Below are 15568 nucleotides of genomic sequence, written 5' to 3' on the forward strand. Positions count from 1 at the left end.
GTGAAGAACGTCAGACAAGAGACCGTAGGGAAAGTGTCTGGTCGCGGCCGGGACCGACGCCGATCGCGGAGATCTGGGCGCCGGACATCTCCTCCAGGGCCCGGACGTACGCCTGCGCGTTCGGGGGGAGGTCCTCGAACTTCTTGGCGCCGCTGATGTCCTCCTGCCAGCCGTCCAGGTACTCCAGGATCGGCTTGGCGTGGTGGAAGTCGGTCTGGGTCGTAGGGAGTTCGTCCATGCGCGTGCCGTCCACGTCGTAGGCGACGCACACCGGGACCCGCTCCAGGCCGGACAGGACGTCCAGCTTGGTGAGGAAGTAGTCGGTGATGCCGTTGACGCGGGTCGAGTAGCGGGCGATGACGGCGTCGAACCAGCCGCAGCGGCGGTCGCGGCCCGTGGTGACGCCGTACTCGCCGCCGGTCTTGCGCAGGTACTCGCCCTGCTCGTCCAGCAGCTCGGTGGGGAACGGTCCAGAGCCCACGCGGGTCGTGTACGCCTTCAGGATGCCGATCACGCGGGTGATCTTCGTCGGGCCGACGCCGGAGCCCGAGCACGCGCCGCCGGCGGTCGGGCTGGACGACGTCACGAACGGGTAGGTGCCGTGGTCGATGTCCAGCAGCGTGCCCTGGGCGCCCTCCAGCAGGACGACCTTGCCGTCGTCCAGCGCCTTGTTGAGGACGAGCGTGGTGTCGGCGACGAACGGCTTCAGCCGCTCCCCGTAGCCCAGGTACTCCTGGACGATCGGCCCCGTCTCGATGCGGCGCCGGTTGTAGACCTTCGTCAGCACCTGGTTCTTCTCGCGCAGCGACAGGTCGAGCTTCTGGGTCAGGATGTTCGGGTCGAACAGGTCCTGGACGCGGATGCCCATCCGGTTGATCTTGTCGGCGTAGGTCGGGCCGATGCCGCGCCCGGTCGTGCCGATCCGGGCCTTGCCGAGGTACCGCTCGGTGACCTTGTCGAGGGCCCGGTGGTGCGGCATGATCAGGTGCGCGTTCGCCGAGATCAGCAGGCGATCGCAGGAGATCCCCCGCTCCCGCAGCCCGTCGATCTCCTGCAGCAGCACGGCCGGGTCGATCACCACGCCGTTGCCGATGACCGGGACGACGCCGGGCGACAGGACCCCGGACGGCAGCAGGTGCAGCGCGTAGCTCTTGTCGCCGATGACCACCGTGTGGCCGGCGTTGTTGCCGCCCTGGTAGCGGACGACGTAGTCGACGTCCCCGCCGAGCAGGTCTGTTGCCTTGCCCTTGCCCTCATCTCCCCACTGGGCACCGACAAGAACGATGGCAGGCATGCCACTTTCCCTTCCCACGACGAAGGCCCCGGTCGCCGCAAGCGCGAAGGGGCCTCTTGCGATCAAAGCGTACCCGCACCTCGGCGCCAAGGAAACCGGAGCCCGATCCGCCTCGCTGGTCAGGTGGGGCGCGCTCGATCAGGAGCCGTTGAGGACGTCGGCGGCCGTGGGGCTGCTGTCGCGCAGGAACGTCTTGCAGCGCTCGGCCTCGTCCTCCTCGCCGATGGCGGCGGCGGCGCGGCCGAGGGCGTGCAGGGCGCGCAGGAAGCCGCGGTTGGCCTCGTGCTCCCAGGGGACGGGTCCGTGGCCCTTCCAGCCGGCCCGGCGGAGCTGGTCAAGGCCGCGGTGGTAGCCGGTGCGGGCGAACGCGTAGGAGTCGATGACGGAGCCGTTGGCGAAGGCACGGTCGGCCAGCTCGGCCCACGCGGCCGGGTAGTCCGGGTGGCGTGCGGCGACTTCGAACGGGTCGACGCCGTTCTCCAAGGCCGTCCGGGCTTCGATGTTGTCCGGCAGTTCGGTCGGAGGAGGGCCGCCGAGCAGGTTCTGGGTCATGCGGGCCATCGTAAGCAGGCCGGGCGGGCGCGGCTCAACCTGGGGCCCGCCCCGCCGGACCCGTGCGCGGGCACGCCCCGGGACCGGGATGCGCCCGCGCACCGGGCGGGTGCTACTTGGCGGATCCGAACAGGGAAGCGACCCGGTCGGTCAGCTTCGGCGCCGCCGAACCGGACGTCGTGGCCCGGGTGCGCATGGCCGGGAACAGGTCGGTGTAGCTCTTGCTCGTCAGGTACATCTGGAAGTTCGCGGCGTTGTTCCCGGACGCCGACGGCAGCCCGGCCCGGAAGTCGACGAGCCAGCCGAAGAGCCCGCAGCTGCTGGCGGGCACGGAGAACGCCGTGTCGTTCATCTTCATGGCGATGGCGTTGTCGAACCACTCGACCGAACTGTCGTCGCCGATGAGGTTGAGCGAGACCGGCGCCTTCTTGGTGCCGATGTAGCAGTCATCGCCGAGCAGATCGTTCTTGAGCTTGATCCTCATGTCGATCGTGGAGGCGTACTGGCCCTGGTCGGTGGTGTAGAGCCTGAAGTCGCCGACGTACTTGGTCTTGACCTTGAGGCCGAGCAGCGGCAGTGACCCGGTCCCCGGGATGCCGAGCGCGCCGTCCGGCACGGTCATCGCCTTGGACCGCATGCTCACGAAGATGTTGATGGGCTCGTTGGTCTCGTGGTCGTAGCCGCTCTGCATGGTGATCGAGATCGGCTCGGTGATCTCCTGCGTCATCGAGCCGAGCTTTATGGTGCCGCTGCCGAGGACGATGATCGCGCACTGCCAGTCGGCGGGGTCGGCGCCGACGGGCAGCTGGTCGGGGCAGTCGCCGAAGTCGAACTCGACGGGCGCGTTCTCGCCGGGGGCCGCGGCCGCGGGCGCGGCGCCGACGGCGAGGAGGGCCGGGACGGCCAGCGCGAGGGCGGACAGCAGGCGGGCGGACCGGAGCAGCGGCCGCAGCCGAGCACGGGGGGAGGGTTTCATGGGGTGGGGTGCCTTTCTGGTGCGCCGGTCGCGGCGCTTGGGACCGTTCCAGCCGGTAGCACTGTAAAGATCGACTTCCCCCGATTTCAAGATCCTTTGTGCCGTCTCCGGCCTTGTCCGGCGGCCGCTACTGGCCAGTAACGCCCGGGTCGCCGCGGAACGCATCCGGCGCTTCTGCGGACCGTGCATCTCGAAGCCCGGCTCGGCCTGCCCGGCGGGCGAGGGCGCCTTCAGGTTCCGGCCGGGGAGGAGATCGGCAGCGGGAGGGTGAAGTGGGCCGCGCCTCCGTCCAGGGTGGAGCGGGCGGACGGCCAGCCGCGGTGGACGAACTGGAGCCCCTGCCGGTTCGTGAGGATGACGTCGGCGTCGAACTCGGTGATGCCGCGCCTTGCCGCGAGTTGCGCCAGGTAGCCGACGAGGGTGCTGCCCAGGCCCTGGTGCTGCCACGGGTCGGTGACGAGGACGGCGACGTCCGCCCGCCAGGGCCGCGCGGGGGCGCGGATGTACTCGGCGATGCCGGCGATCTCGTCGCCGTCCAGGCCGACCAGGGCGTCGCGGTCCCAGTGGTCGAGGCGGTCGAGCAGGCCCACATAGTGGTCGGGGATGCGGGGCGTCCCCGAGAAGAAGCGCGTGTAGAGGCTGGCGGCCGAGAGCCGCTCGGACATCCGGCGGACGCGGGGGCCGTCGGTGATCCCGTACGGGCGGATCCGCACGTCGTCAATGTGGACCGCGCCGCGCACATCGAGTTGCTTCATGCAACTTATTGGACCGCATAAAGTTGCTTGAAGCAACCCATTGGGTCAGGCGGCCGGGCCGGGGCGCGGGGCCACGTCGGACGGGCCGAGGCGCGCGCCGCAGGAGTCGCAGGTGAAGTCCGGCGTCAGCCGGCCGTCGCAGCCGCGGTGGCCGATGATCAGCGGCGGGCCGTCGGGCGCGTAGTGGCGGTCGCCCCACATCAGCAGGGTCATCACCGCCGGCCACAGCTCGACGCCCTTGCGGGTGAGGCGGTACTCGAAGCGCGCCGGGCGCTCCTGGTACGGGACGCGGCGCATGATGCCCTCGTCGCACAGCCGGTTCAGCCGGTCGGTGAGGACGTTGCGCGCCACGCCGAGGACGTCCTGGAAGTCGTCGAAGCGCCGCACGCCCTGGAAGGCGCTCCGGATGACCAGCATCGTCCAGCGGTCGCCGACGACTTCGAGCGAGCGGGCGACCGAGCAGTTCTGTGACTCGTACGTACGGGGCAGTGCCACACGCCGGACACTACCCGAGTTTCGTCAAACAACGCGGCCCCAGGGGCATCCCTGGGGCCGCTGTTGCGGGTTCTTTACTTCAGCTTCTTGCCGGCGGACTGGAGGTGCTCCGCCGCCTCGACGACGCGGGCGGCCATCGCGGCCTCGGCCGCCTTGCCCCACGAGCGCGGGTCGTACTGCTTCTTGTTGCCGACCTCGCCGTCCACCTTCAGGACGCCGTCGTAGTTGCGGAACATGTGGTCCGCGACCGGGCGGGTGAACGCGTACTGCGTGTCGGTGTCGATGTTCATCTTGACGACGCCGTAGGAGACGGCCTCGCGGATCTCCTCCAGCGACGAGCCGGAGCCGCCGTGGAACACGAGGTCGAACGGCTTCTCCTTGCCGAACTTGGCGCCGACCGCGTCCTGGATCTCCTTGAGCACCTCGGGGCGCAGCTTGACCGAGCCCGGCTTGTAGACGCCGTGCACGTTGCCGAACGTCGCGGCGAGGATGTAGCGGCCCTTCTCGCCCACGCCGACGGCCTCGGCGGTCGCGATCGCGTCGCCGGGCGTCGTGTACAGCTTCTCGTTGATCTCGTTGGCGACGCCGTCCTCCTCGCCGCCGACGACGCCGATCTCCATCTCCATGATGATCCGGGCCTTGGCGCACTGGTCGAGAAGCTCGGCGGCGATCCGCAGGTTCTCGTGCAGCTCGACGGCGGACCCGTCCCACATGTGCGACTGGAACAGCGGCTCCTCGCCGCGCGCCACCCGCTCCTGGGAGATCTTGATCAGCGGACGCATGAAGCCGTCGAGCTTGTCCTTCGGGCAGTGGTCGGTGTGCAGGGCGATGTTCACCGGGTACTTGTCGGCCACCACCCGGGCGTACTCGGCGAGCGCGGTCGCCCCGGTGACCATGTCCTTCACGGTGGAACCGGACAGGTACTCGGCTCCGCCGGTGGACACCTGCACGATCCCGTCGCTCTCGGCCTCCGCGAAGCCGCGCAGCGCGGCGTTCAGCGTCTGGCTGGACGTCACGTTGATCGCGGGGAAGGCGAAGCCGTCCTGCTTCGCACGGTCGAGCATCTCCGCGTAGACCTCGGGCGTTGCGATGGGCATTGTCAGCGTCCTTTCATACGCAGCGGTGCCGCCGGGCAGCTGGAGCCGGGCGGTGGCACCCGGACGTCCGTGTACCCAGGTGAGCGCCCAGGTCACATGGTCTCCGGGTCGGGCATGCCGTCCACCCTCAGTATCCCGCCTTCCCGGAGTGCGATGAAAGGTACGCTCGCCGTGTGGATCTCACGACCCTTCCCCTAAGCATCACCGAGTGGCTGCACCCGACCGCATGGCTGCAGCTCTTCGGTACGTTCGCGACGATCGGCGTGCTCGCCATCATCTTCGCGGAGACCGGACTGCTGTTCGGCTGCATCCTCCCGGGCGACTCGCTGCTCTTCACGGCGGGGATCCTCACGGCGGTCTCGACCGTCAACGGGCAGGAGTTCCAGCCCCTGTCGCTGCCCTGGCTGCTCGTCGGCGGCCCGGTCGCGGCGGTCGCCGGCGCGCAGCTCGGCCACTGGCTCGGCGCCAGGTACGGCCGCAAGCTGTTCGACCGGCCCGACTCGCGCATCTTCAAGCAGGAGTGGGTCGAGAAGGCCGAGTACTACTTCAACCGGTTCGGCCCGGCGAAGGCCGTGGTGCTGGCCCGGTTCATCCCGATCGTCCGGACGTTCCTGAACCCGCTCGCCGGGATGCTGGGCATGGACGCGAAGCGGTTCTTCGTCTGGAACGCCATCGGCGGCATCGCCTGGACGGACGCCCTGTTCCTGCTCGGCCACTTCCTCGGTTCCGAGGTGCCGGACATCGAGCGGTACATCCTGCCCGGGGTCGCGGTGATCCTGATCCTGTCGGTGATTCCGATCATCCGGGAGGTGCTCAAGGGGCGTAAAGCGGACCAGGGTCCGAATAAGAATGGTCCCGAAGAGTCACGTCCGTCGCTCAGCGGTGACACTTATCGCTAACCTCCCCATGTGGGACGTCATCGGTCGGACCCTAGGGGTCTCGCGCGCATTCTGATCGCGGCACTGGCCGTGGTGGCCGCCTTGGCCCTCCTCGTGGTGGGCGGCATGGCTCTGTTCAACGCGGTAACGGGCGAACCCGACCAGGCAGGACCATCCGTCGCCTCACCGTCCGACGGCGGCGGCAAGACGTCCCCGAGCAGCAAGGAGAAGACGACGCCGGCGGCCGACGTGCCGCTGGTGATCAGCGTGACCGGCCAGCCGACGAACGTGGTCGTCCGCGTCGCCGACACCCGCGGCGAGGTGCTCACCAACGGCACGCTCCAGACCGGGGTGACGCTCAAGTACGACCAGGCGCCCCTCCAGGTCGTCGCCACCAACGGCGGCTCCCTGAAGGTCGTCATCTACGGCGAGGTGCAGCCGCAGAAGCCCGCGGGCCAGCGCGGGCAGTGGTTCGTGAAGGCCAAGAGCTAGAGCCCGAGATCCGCCACGTCGAAGGGGTGGCGGTACGCGAGGCCCTCCTCCGCGATGCGTCCGGCCGCGCCCCGCTCCAGGATCGTCGCGACCGCCACGACCTCCGCGCCCGCCTCCCGCAGCGCCTCCACCGCCGTCAGGACGGACCCGCCCGTGGTGGAGGTGTCCTCGACCGCGAGGACGCGCCGCCCGGCGACGTCCGGCCCCTCGATGCGGCGCTGCAGCCCGTGCGCCTTGCCCGCCTTGCGGACGACGAACGCGTCCAGCCTCCGCCCGCGCGCGGCGGCCGCGTGCAGCATCGCGGTCGCGACCGGGTCGGCGCCCAGGGTGAGCCCGCCGACCGCCTCGTAGTCGAGGTCGGCGGTCTCGTCCAGCATGACCCGTCCCACCAGCGGCGCCGCGGCCCCGTCCAGCGTGACCCGGCGCAGGTCCACGTACCAGGACGCGCGCCTGCCCGACGACAGCACGAAGTCGCCGTGCACCACGGCCTTGTCCTTGATCAGTTGCAGCAGCTCGTCGCGATCGCTCACGCTCAGAGCCTATTGACCCCGCTCACGCGCCCGCGGACCGCCGTGTAGGTTCGGCGCGTGACACCCGGAACCGTCGTCCTGCTGCACGCCCCGGAGGCCAAGGCGTCCTCCTGGGGCGATATGCCCGAGATGCTCCGCTCGTACGGTCTGGACGTGGTGGCGCCGGACGTCCCGGACGCGACCGGCCCCCGCTACATCGCGCGCGTCTCGCTGATCATCACCGCGACCGATCCGGCGGTGCCGCTCGTCCTCGTCGCACACGGCGCCGCCGGCCCCCTCCTGCCGGGCATCGCCCTCGCGCAGCGCGCGGCCCACCGGCCCATCGCCGGATTCGTGTTCGTGGACGCGGACCTGCCGCGGCGGGGCGCGCATGACCACGAGTCCCCGCAGGATGCCCTCCCCACGGCCCCAGATTGGCCCGAGGCGCCCTGCGGCTACCTCCGTACCCATTCGGACCGGGCGCACGAGGAAGCGGGCAGAGAGGCGCGTCTGCGCGGCTGGCAGGTGATCGAGCACGAGCCTCCGGCGTCCGTCGCCCAATCCCTCAGCGAGCTGATCGCCGGGCTCTGACTCAGGCGTTCTTGAGAAGGTCGTCCAGGAGGGCGTCGTAGTCGTCCTCGCCGCGGCCGAGGTCGACGCGGGCCCGGTAGCGCAGCCGCAGGAGCGCCTCCAGGCTGTCCTCGGCGATGGCGACGTCGTCCGGGCCCGGGGTGAGGGAGTCGGCGTCGCCGGAGGCCGGGGCCTCGTCGGGGCCGCCGCCCATGCCGGTGCCGACGGCGCGGTCGCGGAGGGCGAGGACGACGTCGGCGCCGCTCGTGGCCCACTCGTGGGCGCCGGTCGCGTCGCCCTGGGCGTACAGCACCTCGGCGACGGCCCGGTACACCTCGGGGTCGCGCGGGCTGTCGGCGCGGATCTGGTCGAGGAGCGTGCGGGCCTCGTCGGCGCGGCCCAGCTCGAACAGCGCGTCGGCGAGGTAGGCGCGGGGGTCGCCGTAGGTCTCGCCGCCGTCCTCGATGGCCTTGCGGTACAGCTCGGCGGCGCGCTCGTGGTCGCCGGCGTGCTGCCACTGCTCGCCGGCGCGCAGCAGGACGTTGGCGCGTGACACCCCACCGGAGACCGACTCGGCCAGCTCGGACAGCCGGCGGGCCGCCGAGATGTGATCGCCGGTGCGCAGGGTGTCGAACTCCAGGTCGTCGAGATCGTCTTCCGTCACATGCGTCACGCTTCCACGCTACCCGGCGGCGTGCGGCCGAAGCGGGCGAATCAACGATGATCGTCGAATACCGCCGCGTACCTGTCAGCTCACCTGCGGGAACGTTCTAGCGCGTCCCAGAAACCGCGGCGCAGCGCGTGCCGCACCTCGTCGTGCAGGAGGAAGTCGATCGGCAGGGAGGAGCCCTGCAGCAGCCGCGCCTCCAGGTCGGACGGCATGCGCGGCTTGCGGGCGAGGACGGCCTCCAGCCACAGCGCGGGCGCGTCCCGGGCGACGGACTCGCCGAAGTCCTGGCCCTCCTGGTGGGCGGCCTTGACCGCGTCCGCGAGCGTCGGGGTGTTCTGCGCCGGGACGGGGGACATCTGCTGCGGGCCGGTGTAGGGGCCGTGCTGCCCGCCCTGCTGCTGCGCCGGCATCGTCTGCGGGGGCGGCGGGGGCGACGGCGCCGGGACGGGCGACGAGCTGTACTGCGGGCCGGGGCTCGGCGGCGCCGGCATCGGCGGCGCGGAGGGCGCCGGGGCGGGCGACGGCTGCGGCAGCGGCGAAGGGCCGGAGGTCGTGGCGGTCTGGAGCGGGGCCTGCTGGCCGCCCGTGCTGTACGACGATCCGGGGAGGCCGCCGGATCCGCCGGGCGCGGGCATCGGGCCGGTGTTGCCGCCGGAGGAGCCGCTGTTCAGCCCGCCGGTCATCGCCGGGCCGAGGTCGCGGACGGGCGAGCCGGACGGCGCCGCCGGCCCGCTGACCGGGGACGCGGGCGGCGGCCCGTTCTGCGAGGCCGTCTGCAGGGGGCCGAGCGAGCCGCCGTGCCCGTTGGCGCCGCCGTGCCCGTTGGACAGCGGGCTCGTCCCGTACGAGGAGCCGGACAGCGAGGACCCGGACGAGGCCCCGTCGACGCCGGCGAGCAGGTTGACGTAGGGGCGCAGGTGGCCGGCCCCGATCTCGATGAGGTCGTCGCACTCCTGGCGCAGCACCCGGGAGATCGTCCAGTTGCCGTCGACGGCGACGTGCACGACGGTGACGCGGACGCCGAGGTCCTGCGCGTCGGCGACGATCTGGGCGAGGTCCTCGTCGCCGCTGACCAGGACGGCGTCGGCGAGCGCGCCGTTGCGGGCCAGGGTCATCAGGTCGCGGTGGATCTCGGTGTCGACGCCCTCGCGGCGGCCGGGGCGGACGCGGCCGAGCCGCAGCTTGAGCCCGGGCAGGTCGGCGAGCGCGTCGTGCTCCGGCGAGCGGCGGCCCTCGATCGTCGCCTCGTACCAGTAGCAGCGCATCAGGGGCAGGCCGGTGCGCTCCCGCGCGAGGTTGCCCAGGAGTTGCAGCAGCCCGCCGAAGTCCCACGAGACCGTCTCACGGTGGCGCGTGCCGTGCACAGCCATGGCGCCGTCCGCCAGCAGATAGCCGGCGTCTACGAACAGCGCGCAGCGATCCATGCGGCACCGTCCTTCCTCAACACGGGAGCTCACAGCGTGCCCACTCGATGTAGCGACCCCGGGCGCCTATAGCGTAGTGAAGCCCTGCAGCCCAGTAGGTCGATACGGCGATTCGCCACTCTTTCATGACGGACCGCCCGTTGGCGACTGCTCGGTAACAACGAATTGGGCAGCCGCGCGGGACGCTACCAGCCGTTTCGGCCCGGCCCGGCGCTTCAGCATGATCTTTACGGGAAGAAGCAGGTCGCAGGCTCAGGTCCGGGAGCCGCGGGATTCTCGAAACCTTTCGCTTTCTTGCTCGTTGTGGTGGCTTGACCACCGACCGTTAAGTTTTTCGGACGTGTTTTCCTTTCCTCGTGCCGGGCCATGGCCGGGCGTCATGTGATACGGGCGCGGCCCATCTCGGTGAGCGTGCCGCCGTCGTGCGGAGTTTCCCAGCGCACGTCGCAGTCGCGGCCCGACAATTCGACGGTCGCGATCGCGTTGTGGAACCAGGGGCCGTCGGTCATGCGCCACCGGATGGGCGGCGCGGGCACCTTCGCGAGCTTCGCCAGCAGCCGGAACGGGCCGCCCGACGCCCGCGAGTACGCGATGCGGTTCGCCCACCTGAACCTGCCCTGCAGCGGGTTCCGCAGCGGCGAGCAGACGATCTGCGACACCTTCGACCGCGTGCCGGGCTCGGTGACCCGCGCCAGGTAGGAGTAGTGGATGTCGCCGGACAGGAACGAGATGCTCGCCGGCGCGGGGCCGCGCTCGCCGCGCCCGACGGCGACGACGTCGGCCGCGACGTCCCGGAACGACCGCTCGAACGCGGCCCAGTGCTCCAGGTCGGCGGCCTGGCGGATCTTCTCCCCCAGCGCCGCGCCCCGCCTGCCCCAGGCGCCCTCGGCGACGGCCTCGTTCCACGACTCCGCGTGGTGGATCGCCATCGGGAGCAGGTAGGGGAGGGAGCTGGCGATGAGCAGGTGGTCCATGCCGCCCTGGCACTGGCCGTCCAGCCACTCGAACTCCTCGTCGTCGAGCATGCCGCGGCGGTCCCCGGTGAGCAGCCTGGAGCAGCGGCTGTCGACGACGATCAGGCGGGTGCCGCCCCAGTCGTGGGCATAGCTCCAACGCGTACTGGCAGGGTCCTTGTCGGCCTTCTCCGCGAACTCGTCCAGGACGGCGCCGGCGTCGCCCGTCGCGTCCGACGCCTTGCGCAGCGCCTCGAACAGGGGGTCGGCCGCGCGCTCCTGCGGCGACATGTTCCCGAGGTGCTGGTAGATCCAGTAGGAGCCGATGCCGCCGGTGATGCGGTCCCTCCACCACGGCTGGGCCCACATCTCCCGCCGCCACGTGTAGGAGGTGTTCCAGTCGTCCCGGATGTCGTGGTCGTCGAAGATCGTGAAGGTGGGGACGGTCGACAGCAGCCAGCGGACCGCCGGGTCGCCGTGCCAGGCCAGCTGGTAGAGGTGCGTGTAGTCCTCGAAGTCGGCGGCCTCGTCGGCGGGCGGCTCGTCCGGGCCGCGCCGCCCGCCGATGAACGCGCGCATCTCGTCGCTCAGCTCGTCCGCGTACACCTGGTCGCCGACCATGAGGAGGACGTCGGGCCAGGCGACCGCGTCGCCGCCGGTGCGCAGCCGCTCCGCGAACACGGACAGCGCGTCGTACCCGAACTGCTCCACGGTGCCGGGCGAACGGCGGCACGACCCGAACGAGATGCGCAGGTTCCCGTCGTCGCCGAGCGTCCTGATCTGGGACGGCGGGAAGCCGTCGTCCTCCGGCCACACGGCCTCGCCGTCGGTCAGCACCTGGTACGGGATGCGCGAACCGGGCGCGAGCCCCTCGATCTCCACGAGCGCGTAGTGGTGGCCGTGCGCGGTGAACGTCCGGGCGGACGCGTCGACGCCGTGCTCCTCGTTGACGACCCGCACCTCGCAGGGCCGCTCGGTCTCCACCCAGATCGTCGCGGTGTGGTGACTCACATGCCGGAGATGGGGCCCGAGTACCAATGCGCTCATAGACCGTCTCTAGCGGACCGGACCCCGCCGCGTCTACCCGGCCGGGCCGGCCTCGGGGCGGCGCACGCCGCGAAGGCCGGTGCCGAGCGCGCCACCCGCGCCCGGGGCACCGTCCGGCCGCCCTCGGCATGCCCGCTTTTCACCCTGAGAATGGACAGCTTCGATCCGGAGCCAGGGCCGATGCGGCCGCACGCTCCCGGATAGTTCGGCGGGGGCCGAAATATATGGCTGCTAACGTCCGGGGAACGGCGCTCGGCAGATCCCGCGCGGGCGACGATGAAGGGATGCTCATGGCGGAGACGGATCTGAAACAGCAGATTGCCGCGCGGTTCCGCGAAGTCAACGGGGACCATCCGATGACCGGTGAAGACGACGCGTACGTCAGCGCGCAATTCGTCGTTCTGGAGGATCTGTGCGCCGCTCAGGGCCGTGATGCCGACGAGGTTCGCCGGTTGATGCTGGAGCGGCGTCTGCCGCTTCCGGGATACCTGCGCTCCGATGGAGCGGAAATGGTGCCGGCCGATCTGTTCGCACTCGCCGAGGAAGCGGGCGGCGTGGACCGCCTCGAAGCCTGGTTCACCGCTCACTGGGCCGACCGGGCCGCGGGAAGGGAGGAGTGGAATTCGTACATCAGCGGCCAGTATGTGTGCCTGCACTCGGTCACCCCGGCCAATATACAGCGCAAGGATTACCTGACGGGCGCGATCAGCGCCGCGCCCGACGAGCCGGATGCCGGTTCGGCGGAATGGACCGAGCGCCTGCACGCTCTGATCGACGAACTCGACGCGTTGGAGCCCGCGTTCACGGCCTATGACCGCCTCCGGTTCAACGGCCCCACCTCCCGCGACAGGTGCATCGTCGCGATGCGCACCCGCTTCCCGCGTGCGGCATCGCGTATCGCCTAGCGGGATTTATTAGTGGCTCATGGCCGAATTCTTTTTCTTTCATTCGGTGGGGAATGAGCGCAGGAGTTCGGCCTCCTTGCCGGCGTCCAGCCCCACCGTGGGGCGGTCGGGGCGTTGCGGTGCTTGGCCGCCTATCGACTGGAGCCACTCCCAGGTGTCCGCGACCGTGTCCTGGACGGGCCTGCAACGCAGCCCCGCTTCGAGAGCCTTGGTGACGTTGCTGCGGTGCATGGTGTCGTGGGCCTCGCCCGGTGGAAGCCAGACCGGAAGGTCCGTCCACGGCTGGATGCCCGCTTCGAGGATCGTTTCGGGGGCCGTCCACACGAGGTCGGCGTTCGCCCCCGTCACCCGTATGCAGGCTCGCAGCAGCTCCTCCATCGTCGTGTGCTCGGGCGGGCTGACCAGGTTGTAAGGGCCGTTGAGGCCGCGTTCGGCCGCGTCCAGCGTCCAAGCGGCGAGGTCGCGGACATCGATGTACTGGATGCCGAGATCGCGGGGACCGGGCGCCAGAACGGCGCCGCCTCGGGCGATCCGCGTGAGCCACCAGGGCAGGCGTCCGATGTTCTCGTACGGGCCAAGGATCAGGCCCGCCCGCACCAGCAGCGCCCCGCCCCCGAACGCGTCGAGCGCCGCCAGCTCGCCACCGCGCTTCGCGGCCGCGTAGTCGACGTCGCCGTCGTCTGGAGAGCCGTCCACCACGTCGGCCTCTTCGCCGAGCCCGGGCGGCGAGGGGAACCGGTACACGGAGCGGCTCGAAATGTAGACGTACCGCCCGGCGCGCCCGCGCAGCAGCCGAGCGGTGTCCCGCACGGCGGACGGCGCGGCCGACCAGGTGTCGACGACCGCGTCCCACTCCCCGTCGCGGAGCGCCTTGAGACCGTCCTCGGCGGTGCGGTCGCCGTGCCGCGACTCGACGCCTTCGGGCGCCGCATGGCGTCCCCTGTGGAAGACGGTCACATCCCAGCCGCGCGCAAGGGCGTCCTCGGTGATGGCCCGTCCCACGAACTCCGTCCCGCCCAGCATCAGCATCCTCATGGGCAGAACTATGCAGTCTGTACGTACTGTACGGAACGCCTGCACGCTCACGGCGTAACCGGTCCGCCCCGGCACCGCCTCCGCGACATCGAGGAGAACCTGGAGGTGTGACGCCGGCGGCCCGTCCACCGGCCGGTGCGGCCGGTGGACGGGCCGCCGCCCGTCAGCTGTTGAGCAGGCGCAGCATCTGCCGGATCTCCGCCGTCCGGGACTCGACGACCCGGCCGGCGAACGCCTTGGCGTCGGAGCTGGCGCCCTTGCTCTGCTCCGTCCGCGCCATCTCGACCGCGCTGCCCTGGTGCCCGATGAACAGGTTGAGGAAGGCGGGCTCGAAGCCGGCGCCCTTCGCCTTCCGCAGCGCGCCGATCTCCTTGGCGCCGGTGGCGGGCGCGGCGCCGTGGTGCAGGTGCGCGTTCTCCGCCGCCTCCGACGTGGTCGGCTTCGACCACTTGGCGAGCCAGGACTTCATGAGCTTCAGCTCTTCGGTCTGGGTCGCGTCGACGGCGGACGCCAGCGTCCGCACCTGCTCGCGCTCGGCGCGGTCGGCGGCCAGCCGCACCATCTCCAGCCCCTGCTCGTGATGCGCGACCATCATCTGCAGGAAGATCACGTCCTGGTCGTTGTACCCGGAGGACGGGGCCTTGGACGCGGCGCTCGCCGCCTTCGTCTCCGCCGGGTCGCCGTCGCAGGCGGTCAGCGGAAGGGCGGCGGCGAGCACGACCAGCAGGATCGCGCGGCGCCGGGCGCTCACAGCGGCAGCCACAGGGCCAGCGTGAACTGCGACGGCTCCCAGCCGGGGAGCGCCGTGTGCCCCTGCCGGCAGCGGAACCGGGCGCCGTTGAAGGTCACCACGTCGCCCGTCTTGTACGTCTCGCCCGCCTTCCACGTTCTGCCGGACGCGGGCTCCCCGGTCGGCGCCGGCGGGCGGCTGCTGCTCGCCGGCGCCGGGGTGGTGGGCTGCGTCGTCGGGGCGGGGGCCCGGGTCGGCTCGCCGGTGGGCGCGGGCTGCGAACCGCCGTCGCCCCCGCCGCCGATGTTCAGGTCGATGCAGCTGTAGAACGCGTTCGGCGTGTCCCCGATGTTCCACACCGCGAGGACGGTGTGCCGGCCCTTGAACTTGCTGAGGTCGATGTTGTGGGTCACGACCGCGTCCGGCTGCTGGTTCCCGCCGTCGACCGTGGCGACCTTCGTGCCGTCCACGAAGTACTCCCAGTTGGACGTCCGGTGCCGGGCGGTGAACACCCACCGGAACGGGACGCTGGTGCCGACCGACGTGGCCGGCCAGTCGCGGCTCTCGTCGGAGAGCACCGAGAACTGGCTGAGGCCGCCGTCGCAGCTCTTCAGCCCCTTCGGGCCCTCGACGCTCTGCGGTTCGAACTGGATGGGGCCGCAGTCGGGGACGGCCCCCGTCGCGCAGAGCGCCTGCCGGCTCGGGGGTGCGGAGACGTAGCCGTGCGCCGACGCGGGTGCGGCGACGAGCACCGGCGCCGCGACGGCCGCCACGGCGGCGAGGGGGTAGGCGACGGACCTGCGCATGAAGAACACTCCCAACGGTCGTTCCGCGGCCACCGGATTTCGGTGCGCCGCAATGCCGTGGGACGCTACTGGCAGTATCCATAAAGAAACTTTAATAATTCTCGAAGAGACCGTGAAAGCATCCCGGGCCGCCCGCCGCAGGCCGACAAGCTGGGAAAACAAGCGGACCGGCGCACCGGGTGCGCCGGCCGGACCCCGGTCACACGGGCCGGTGAAGCACCGAAGGCAATCATCGGCGGCGGCATAGTTCCGGGCCTCTGCCGTGTCTGAGGAGGTGACGCCACCGAGGAGGTCCTGTGAACCGAGAGGCCCGCGAAATCTTCAGCGCGTTCGTCGCGGCGCGGTCGACCGCCCTCATCCGGACGGAGTGCGATTGAGCA

At 70.9% G+C, this 15568-nt stretch carries 17 protein-coding genes; 4 read left to right on the forward strand and 13 right to left on the reverse strand.

Translation table 11 applies throughout. The features are described from left to right. Positions 1–10 precede the first annotated feature (10 nt). The 6 genes from ABTW95_RS03695 to fbaA form a co-directional block, all read right to left on the reverse strand. Positions 11–1294, reverse strand: coding sequence for an adenylosuccinate synthase (locus ABTW95_RS03695; RefSeq protein ID WP_500224278.1), 1284 nt, complete (start codon positions 1292–1294; stop codon positions 11–13). Positions 1295–1432: 138 nt separating this feature from the next. Then, complete coding sequence (locus tag ABTW95_RS03700) at positions 1433–1855, reverse strand: DUF3151 domain-containing protein (protein ID WP_500224280.1); 423 nt, start codon at positions 1853–1855, stop codon at positions 1433–1435. A 103-nt stretch (positions 1856–1958) separates the two neighbouring features. Continuing rightward, entirely contained in the window at positions 1959–2822 is an 864-nt protein-coding gene (locus ABTW95_RS03705; protein WP_500224283.1) for a hypothetical protein, read from the reverse strand. A gap of 230 nt (positions 2823–3052) precedes the next feature. Further along, entirely contained in the window at positions 3053–3577 is a 525-nt protein-coding gene (locus ABTW95_RS03710) for a GNAT family N-acetyltransferase (protein ID WP_500224284.1), read from the reverse strand. A 45-nt stretch (positions 3578–3622) separates the two neighbouring features. Beyond that, a complete protein-coding gene (locus tag ABTW95_RS03715; protein ID WP_396448443.1) occupies positions 3623–4072 on the reverse strand; it encodes a winged helix-turn-helix transcriptional regulator in 450 nt (149 codons plus the stop codon). Between the two features lie 74 nt (positions 4073–4146). Continuing rightward, on the reverse strand, positions 4147–5169 hold the full coding sequence (fbaA, locus tag ABTW95_RS03720; protein WP_396448441.1) for a class II fructose-bisphosphate aldolase: 1023 nt from the start codon (positions 5167–5169) through the stop codon (positions 4147–4149). 173 nt (positions 5170–5342) lie between these two features. Between fbaA and ABTW95_RS03725 the strand changes: the two genes are divergently transcribed. Both ABTW95_RS03725 and ABTW95_RS03730 read left to right on the forward strand, forming a co-directional pair. After that, positions 5343–6068, forward strand: coding sequence for a DedA family protein (locus tag ABTW95_RS03725; RefSeq protein WP_396448440.1), 726 nt, complete (start codon positions 5343–5345; stop codon positions 6066–6068). 105 nt (positions 6069–6173) lie between these two features. Next, a complete protein-coding gene (locus ABTW95_RS03730; protein WP_396448439.1) occupies positions 6174–6539 on the forward strand; it encodes a hypothetical protein in 366 nt (121 codons plus the stop codon). Here the strand turns inward: ABTW95_RS03730 and pyrE are convergent. After that, on the reverse strand, positions 6536–7069 hold the full coding sequence (gene pyrE / locus ABTW95_RS03735; RefSeq protein WP_396448438.1) for an orotate phosphoribosyltransferase: 534 nt from the start codon (positions 7067–7069) through the stop codon (positions 6536–6538). The genes ABTW95_RS03730 and pyrE overlap by 4 nt on opposite strands. 57 nt (positions 7070–7126) lie before the next feature. On the opposite strand from pyrE, the gene ABTW95_RS03740 reads away from it, so the two are divergent. After that, the gene (locus ABTW95_RS03740) at positions 7127–7639 is read left to right on the forward strand and encodes a hypothetical protein (protein WP_396448437.1); all 513 of its coding nucleotides are present in this window, start codon (positions 7127–7129) and stop codon (positions 7637–7639) included. 1 nt (position 7640) lies between these two features. Here the strand turns inward: ABTW95_RS03740 and ABTW95_RS03745 are convergent, their stop codons facing one another. The 3 genes from ABTW95_RS03745 to ABTW95_RS03755 all read right to left on the reverse strand — a co-directional run bounded on the left by ABTW95_RS03745 (position 7641) and on the right by ABTW95_RS03755 (position 11712). Then, the gene (locus tag ABTW95_RS03745) at positions 7641–8291 is read right to left on the reverse strand and encodes a tetratricopeptide repeat protein (protein ID WP_396448436.1); all 651 of its coding nucleotides are present in this window, start codon (positions 8289–8291) and stop codon (positions 7641–7643) included. 80 nt (positions 8292–8371) lie between these two features. After that, positions 8372–9712, reverse strand: coding sequence for an NYN domain-containing protein (locus tag ABTW95_RS03750; RefSeq protein WP_500224292.1), 1341 nt, complete (start codon positions 9710–9712; stop codon positions 8372–8374). A 377-nt stretch (positions 9713–10089) separates the two neighbouring features. Then, entirely contained in the window at positions 10090–11712 is a 1623-nt protein-coding gene (locus ABTW95_RS03755; protein ID WP_500224294.1) for a DUF7800 domain-containing protein, read from the reverse strand. Positions 11713–12002: 290 nt separating this feature from the next. Here ABTW95_RS03755 and ABTW95_RS03760 point away from each other — a divergent pair, with 290 nt between their 5' ends. Beyond that, positions 12003–12617, forward strand: a complete 615-nt coding sequence (locus tag ABTW95_RS03760; protein WP_500224297.1) for a DUF6058 family natural product biosynthesis protein — start codon at positions 12003–12005, stop codon at positions 12615–12617. 39 nt (positions 12618–12656) lie between these two features. Here ABTW95_RS03760 and ABTW95_RS03765 read toward each other — a convergent pair whose 3' ends face one another. From ABTW95_RS03765 to ABTW95_RS03775, 3 genes are all read right to left on the reverse strand, one after another. After that, positions 12657–13652: an NAD-dependent epimerase/dehydratase family protein gene (locus ABTW95_RS03765; RefSeq protein WP_396448432.1), complete on the reverse strand. Its 996-nt coding sequence runs from the start codon at positions 13650–13652 to the stop codon at positions 12657–12659. Between the two features lie 163 nt (positions 13653–13815). Then, the gene (locus tag ABTW95_RS03770) at positions 13816–14415 is read right to left on the reverse strand and encodes a DUF305 domain-containing protein (RefSeq protein ID WP_396448431.1); all 600 of its coding nucleotides are present in this window, start codon (positions 14413–14415) and stop codon (positions 13816–13818) included. Then, positions 14400–15188, reverse strand: a complete 789-nt coding sequence (locus ABTW95_RS03775) for a lytic polysaccharide monooxygenase (RefSeq protein ID WP_500224301.1) — start codon at positions 15186–15188, stop codon at positions 14400–14402. The genes ABTW95_RS03770 and ABTW95_RS03775 overlap by 16 nt, the downstream gene beginning before the upstream one ends. Positions 15189–15568 lie beyond the last annotated feature (380 nt).

The organism is Spirillospora sp. NPDC127506 (assembly GCF_040302145.1).
Lineage (GTDB): Bacteria > Actinomycetota > Actinomycetes > Streptosporangiales > Streptosporangiaceae > Spirillospora.

Coding starts and splice junctions, on each gene's coding strand:
- ABTW95_RS03700 (WP_500224280.1), bottom strand. CDS start 1,855: ATGGCCCGCATGACCCAGAACCTGCTCGGCGGCCCTCCTCCGACCGAA.
- fbaA (WP_396448441.1), bottom strand. CDS start 5,169: ATGCCCATCGCAACGCCCGAGGTCTACGCGGAGATGCTCGACCGTGCG.
- ABTW95_RS03755 (WP_500224294.1), bottom strand. CDS start 11,712: ATGAGCGCATTGGTACTCGGGCCCCATCTCCGGCATGTGAGTCACCAC.
- ABTW95_RS03730 (WP_396448439.1), top strand. CDS start 6,174: ATGGCTCTGTTCAACGCGGTAACGGGCGAACCCGACCAGGCAGGACCA.
- ABTW95_RS03705 (WP_500224283.1), bottom strand. CDS start 2,822: ATGAAACCCTCCCCCCGTGCTCGGCTGCGGCCGCTGCTCCGGTCCGCC.
- ABTW95_RS03750 (WP_500224292.1), bottom strand. CDS start 9,712: ATGGATCGCTGCGCGCTGTTCGTAGACGCCGGCTATCTGCTGGCGGAC.
- ABTW95_RS03710 (WP_500224284.1), bottom strand. CDS start 3,577: ATGAAGCAACTCGATGTGCGCGGCGCGGTCCACATTGACGACGTGCGG.
- ABTW95_RS03765 (WP_396448432.1), bottom strand. CDS start 13,652: ATGAGGATGCTGATGCTGGGCGGGACGGAGTTCGTGGGACGGGCCATC.
- ABTW95_RS03695 (WP_500224278.1), bottom strand. CDS start 1,294: ATGCCTGCCATCGTTCTTGTCGGTGCCCAGTGGGGAGATGAGGGCAAG.
- ABTW95_RS03775 (WP_500224301.1), bottom strand. CDS start 15,188: ATGCGCAGGTCCGTCGCCTACCCCCTCGCCGCCGTGGCGGCCGTCGCG.
- ABTW95_RS03760 (WP_500224297.1), top strand. CDS start 12,003: ATGGCGGAGACGGATCTGAAACAGCAGATTGCCGCGCGGTTCCGCGAA.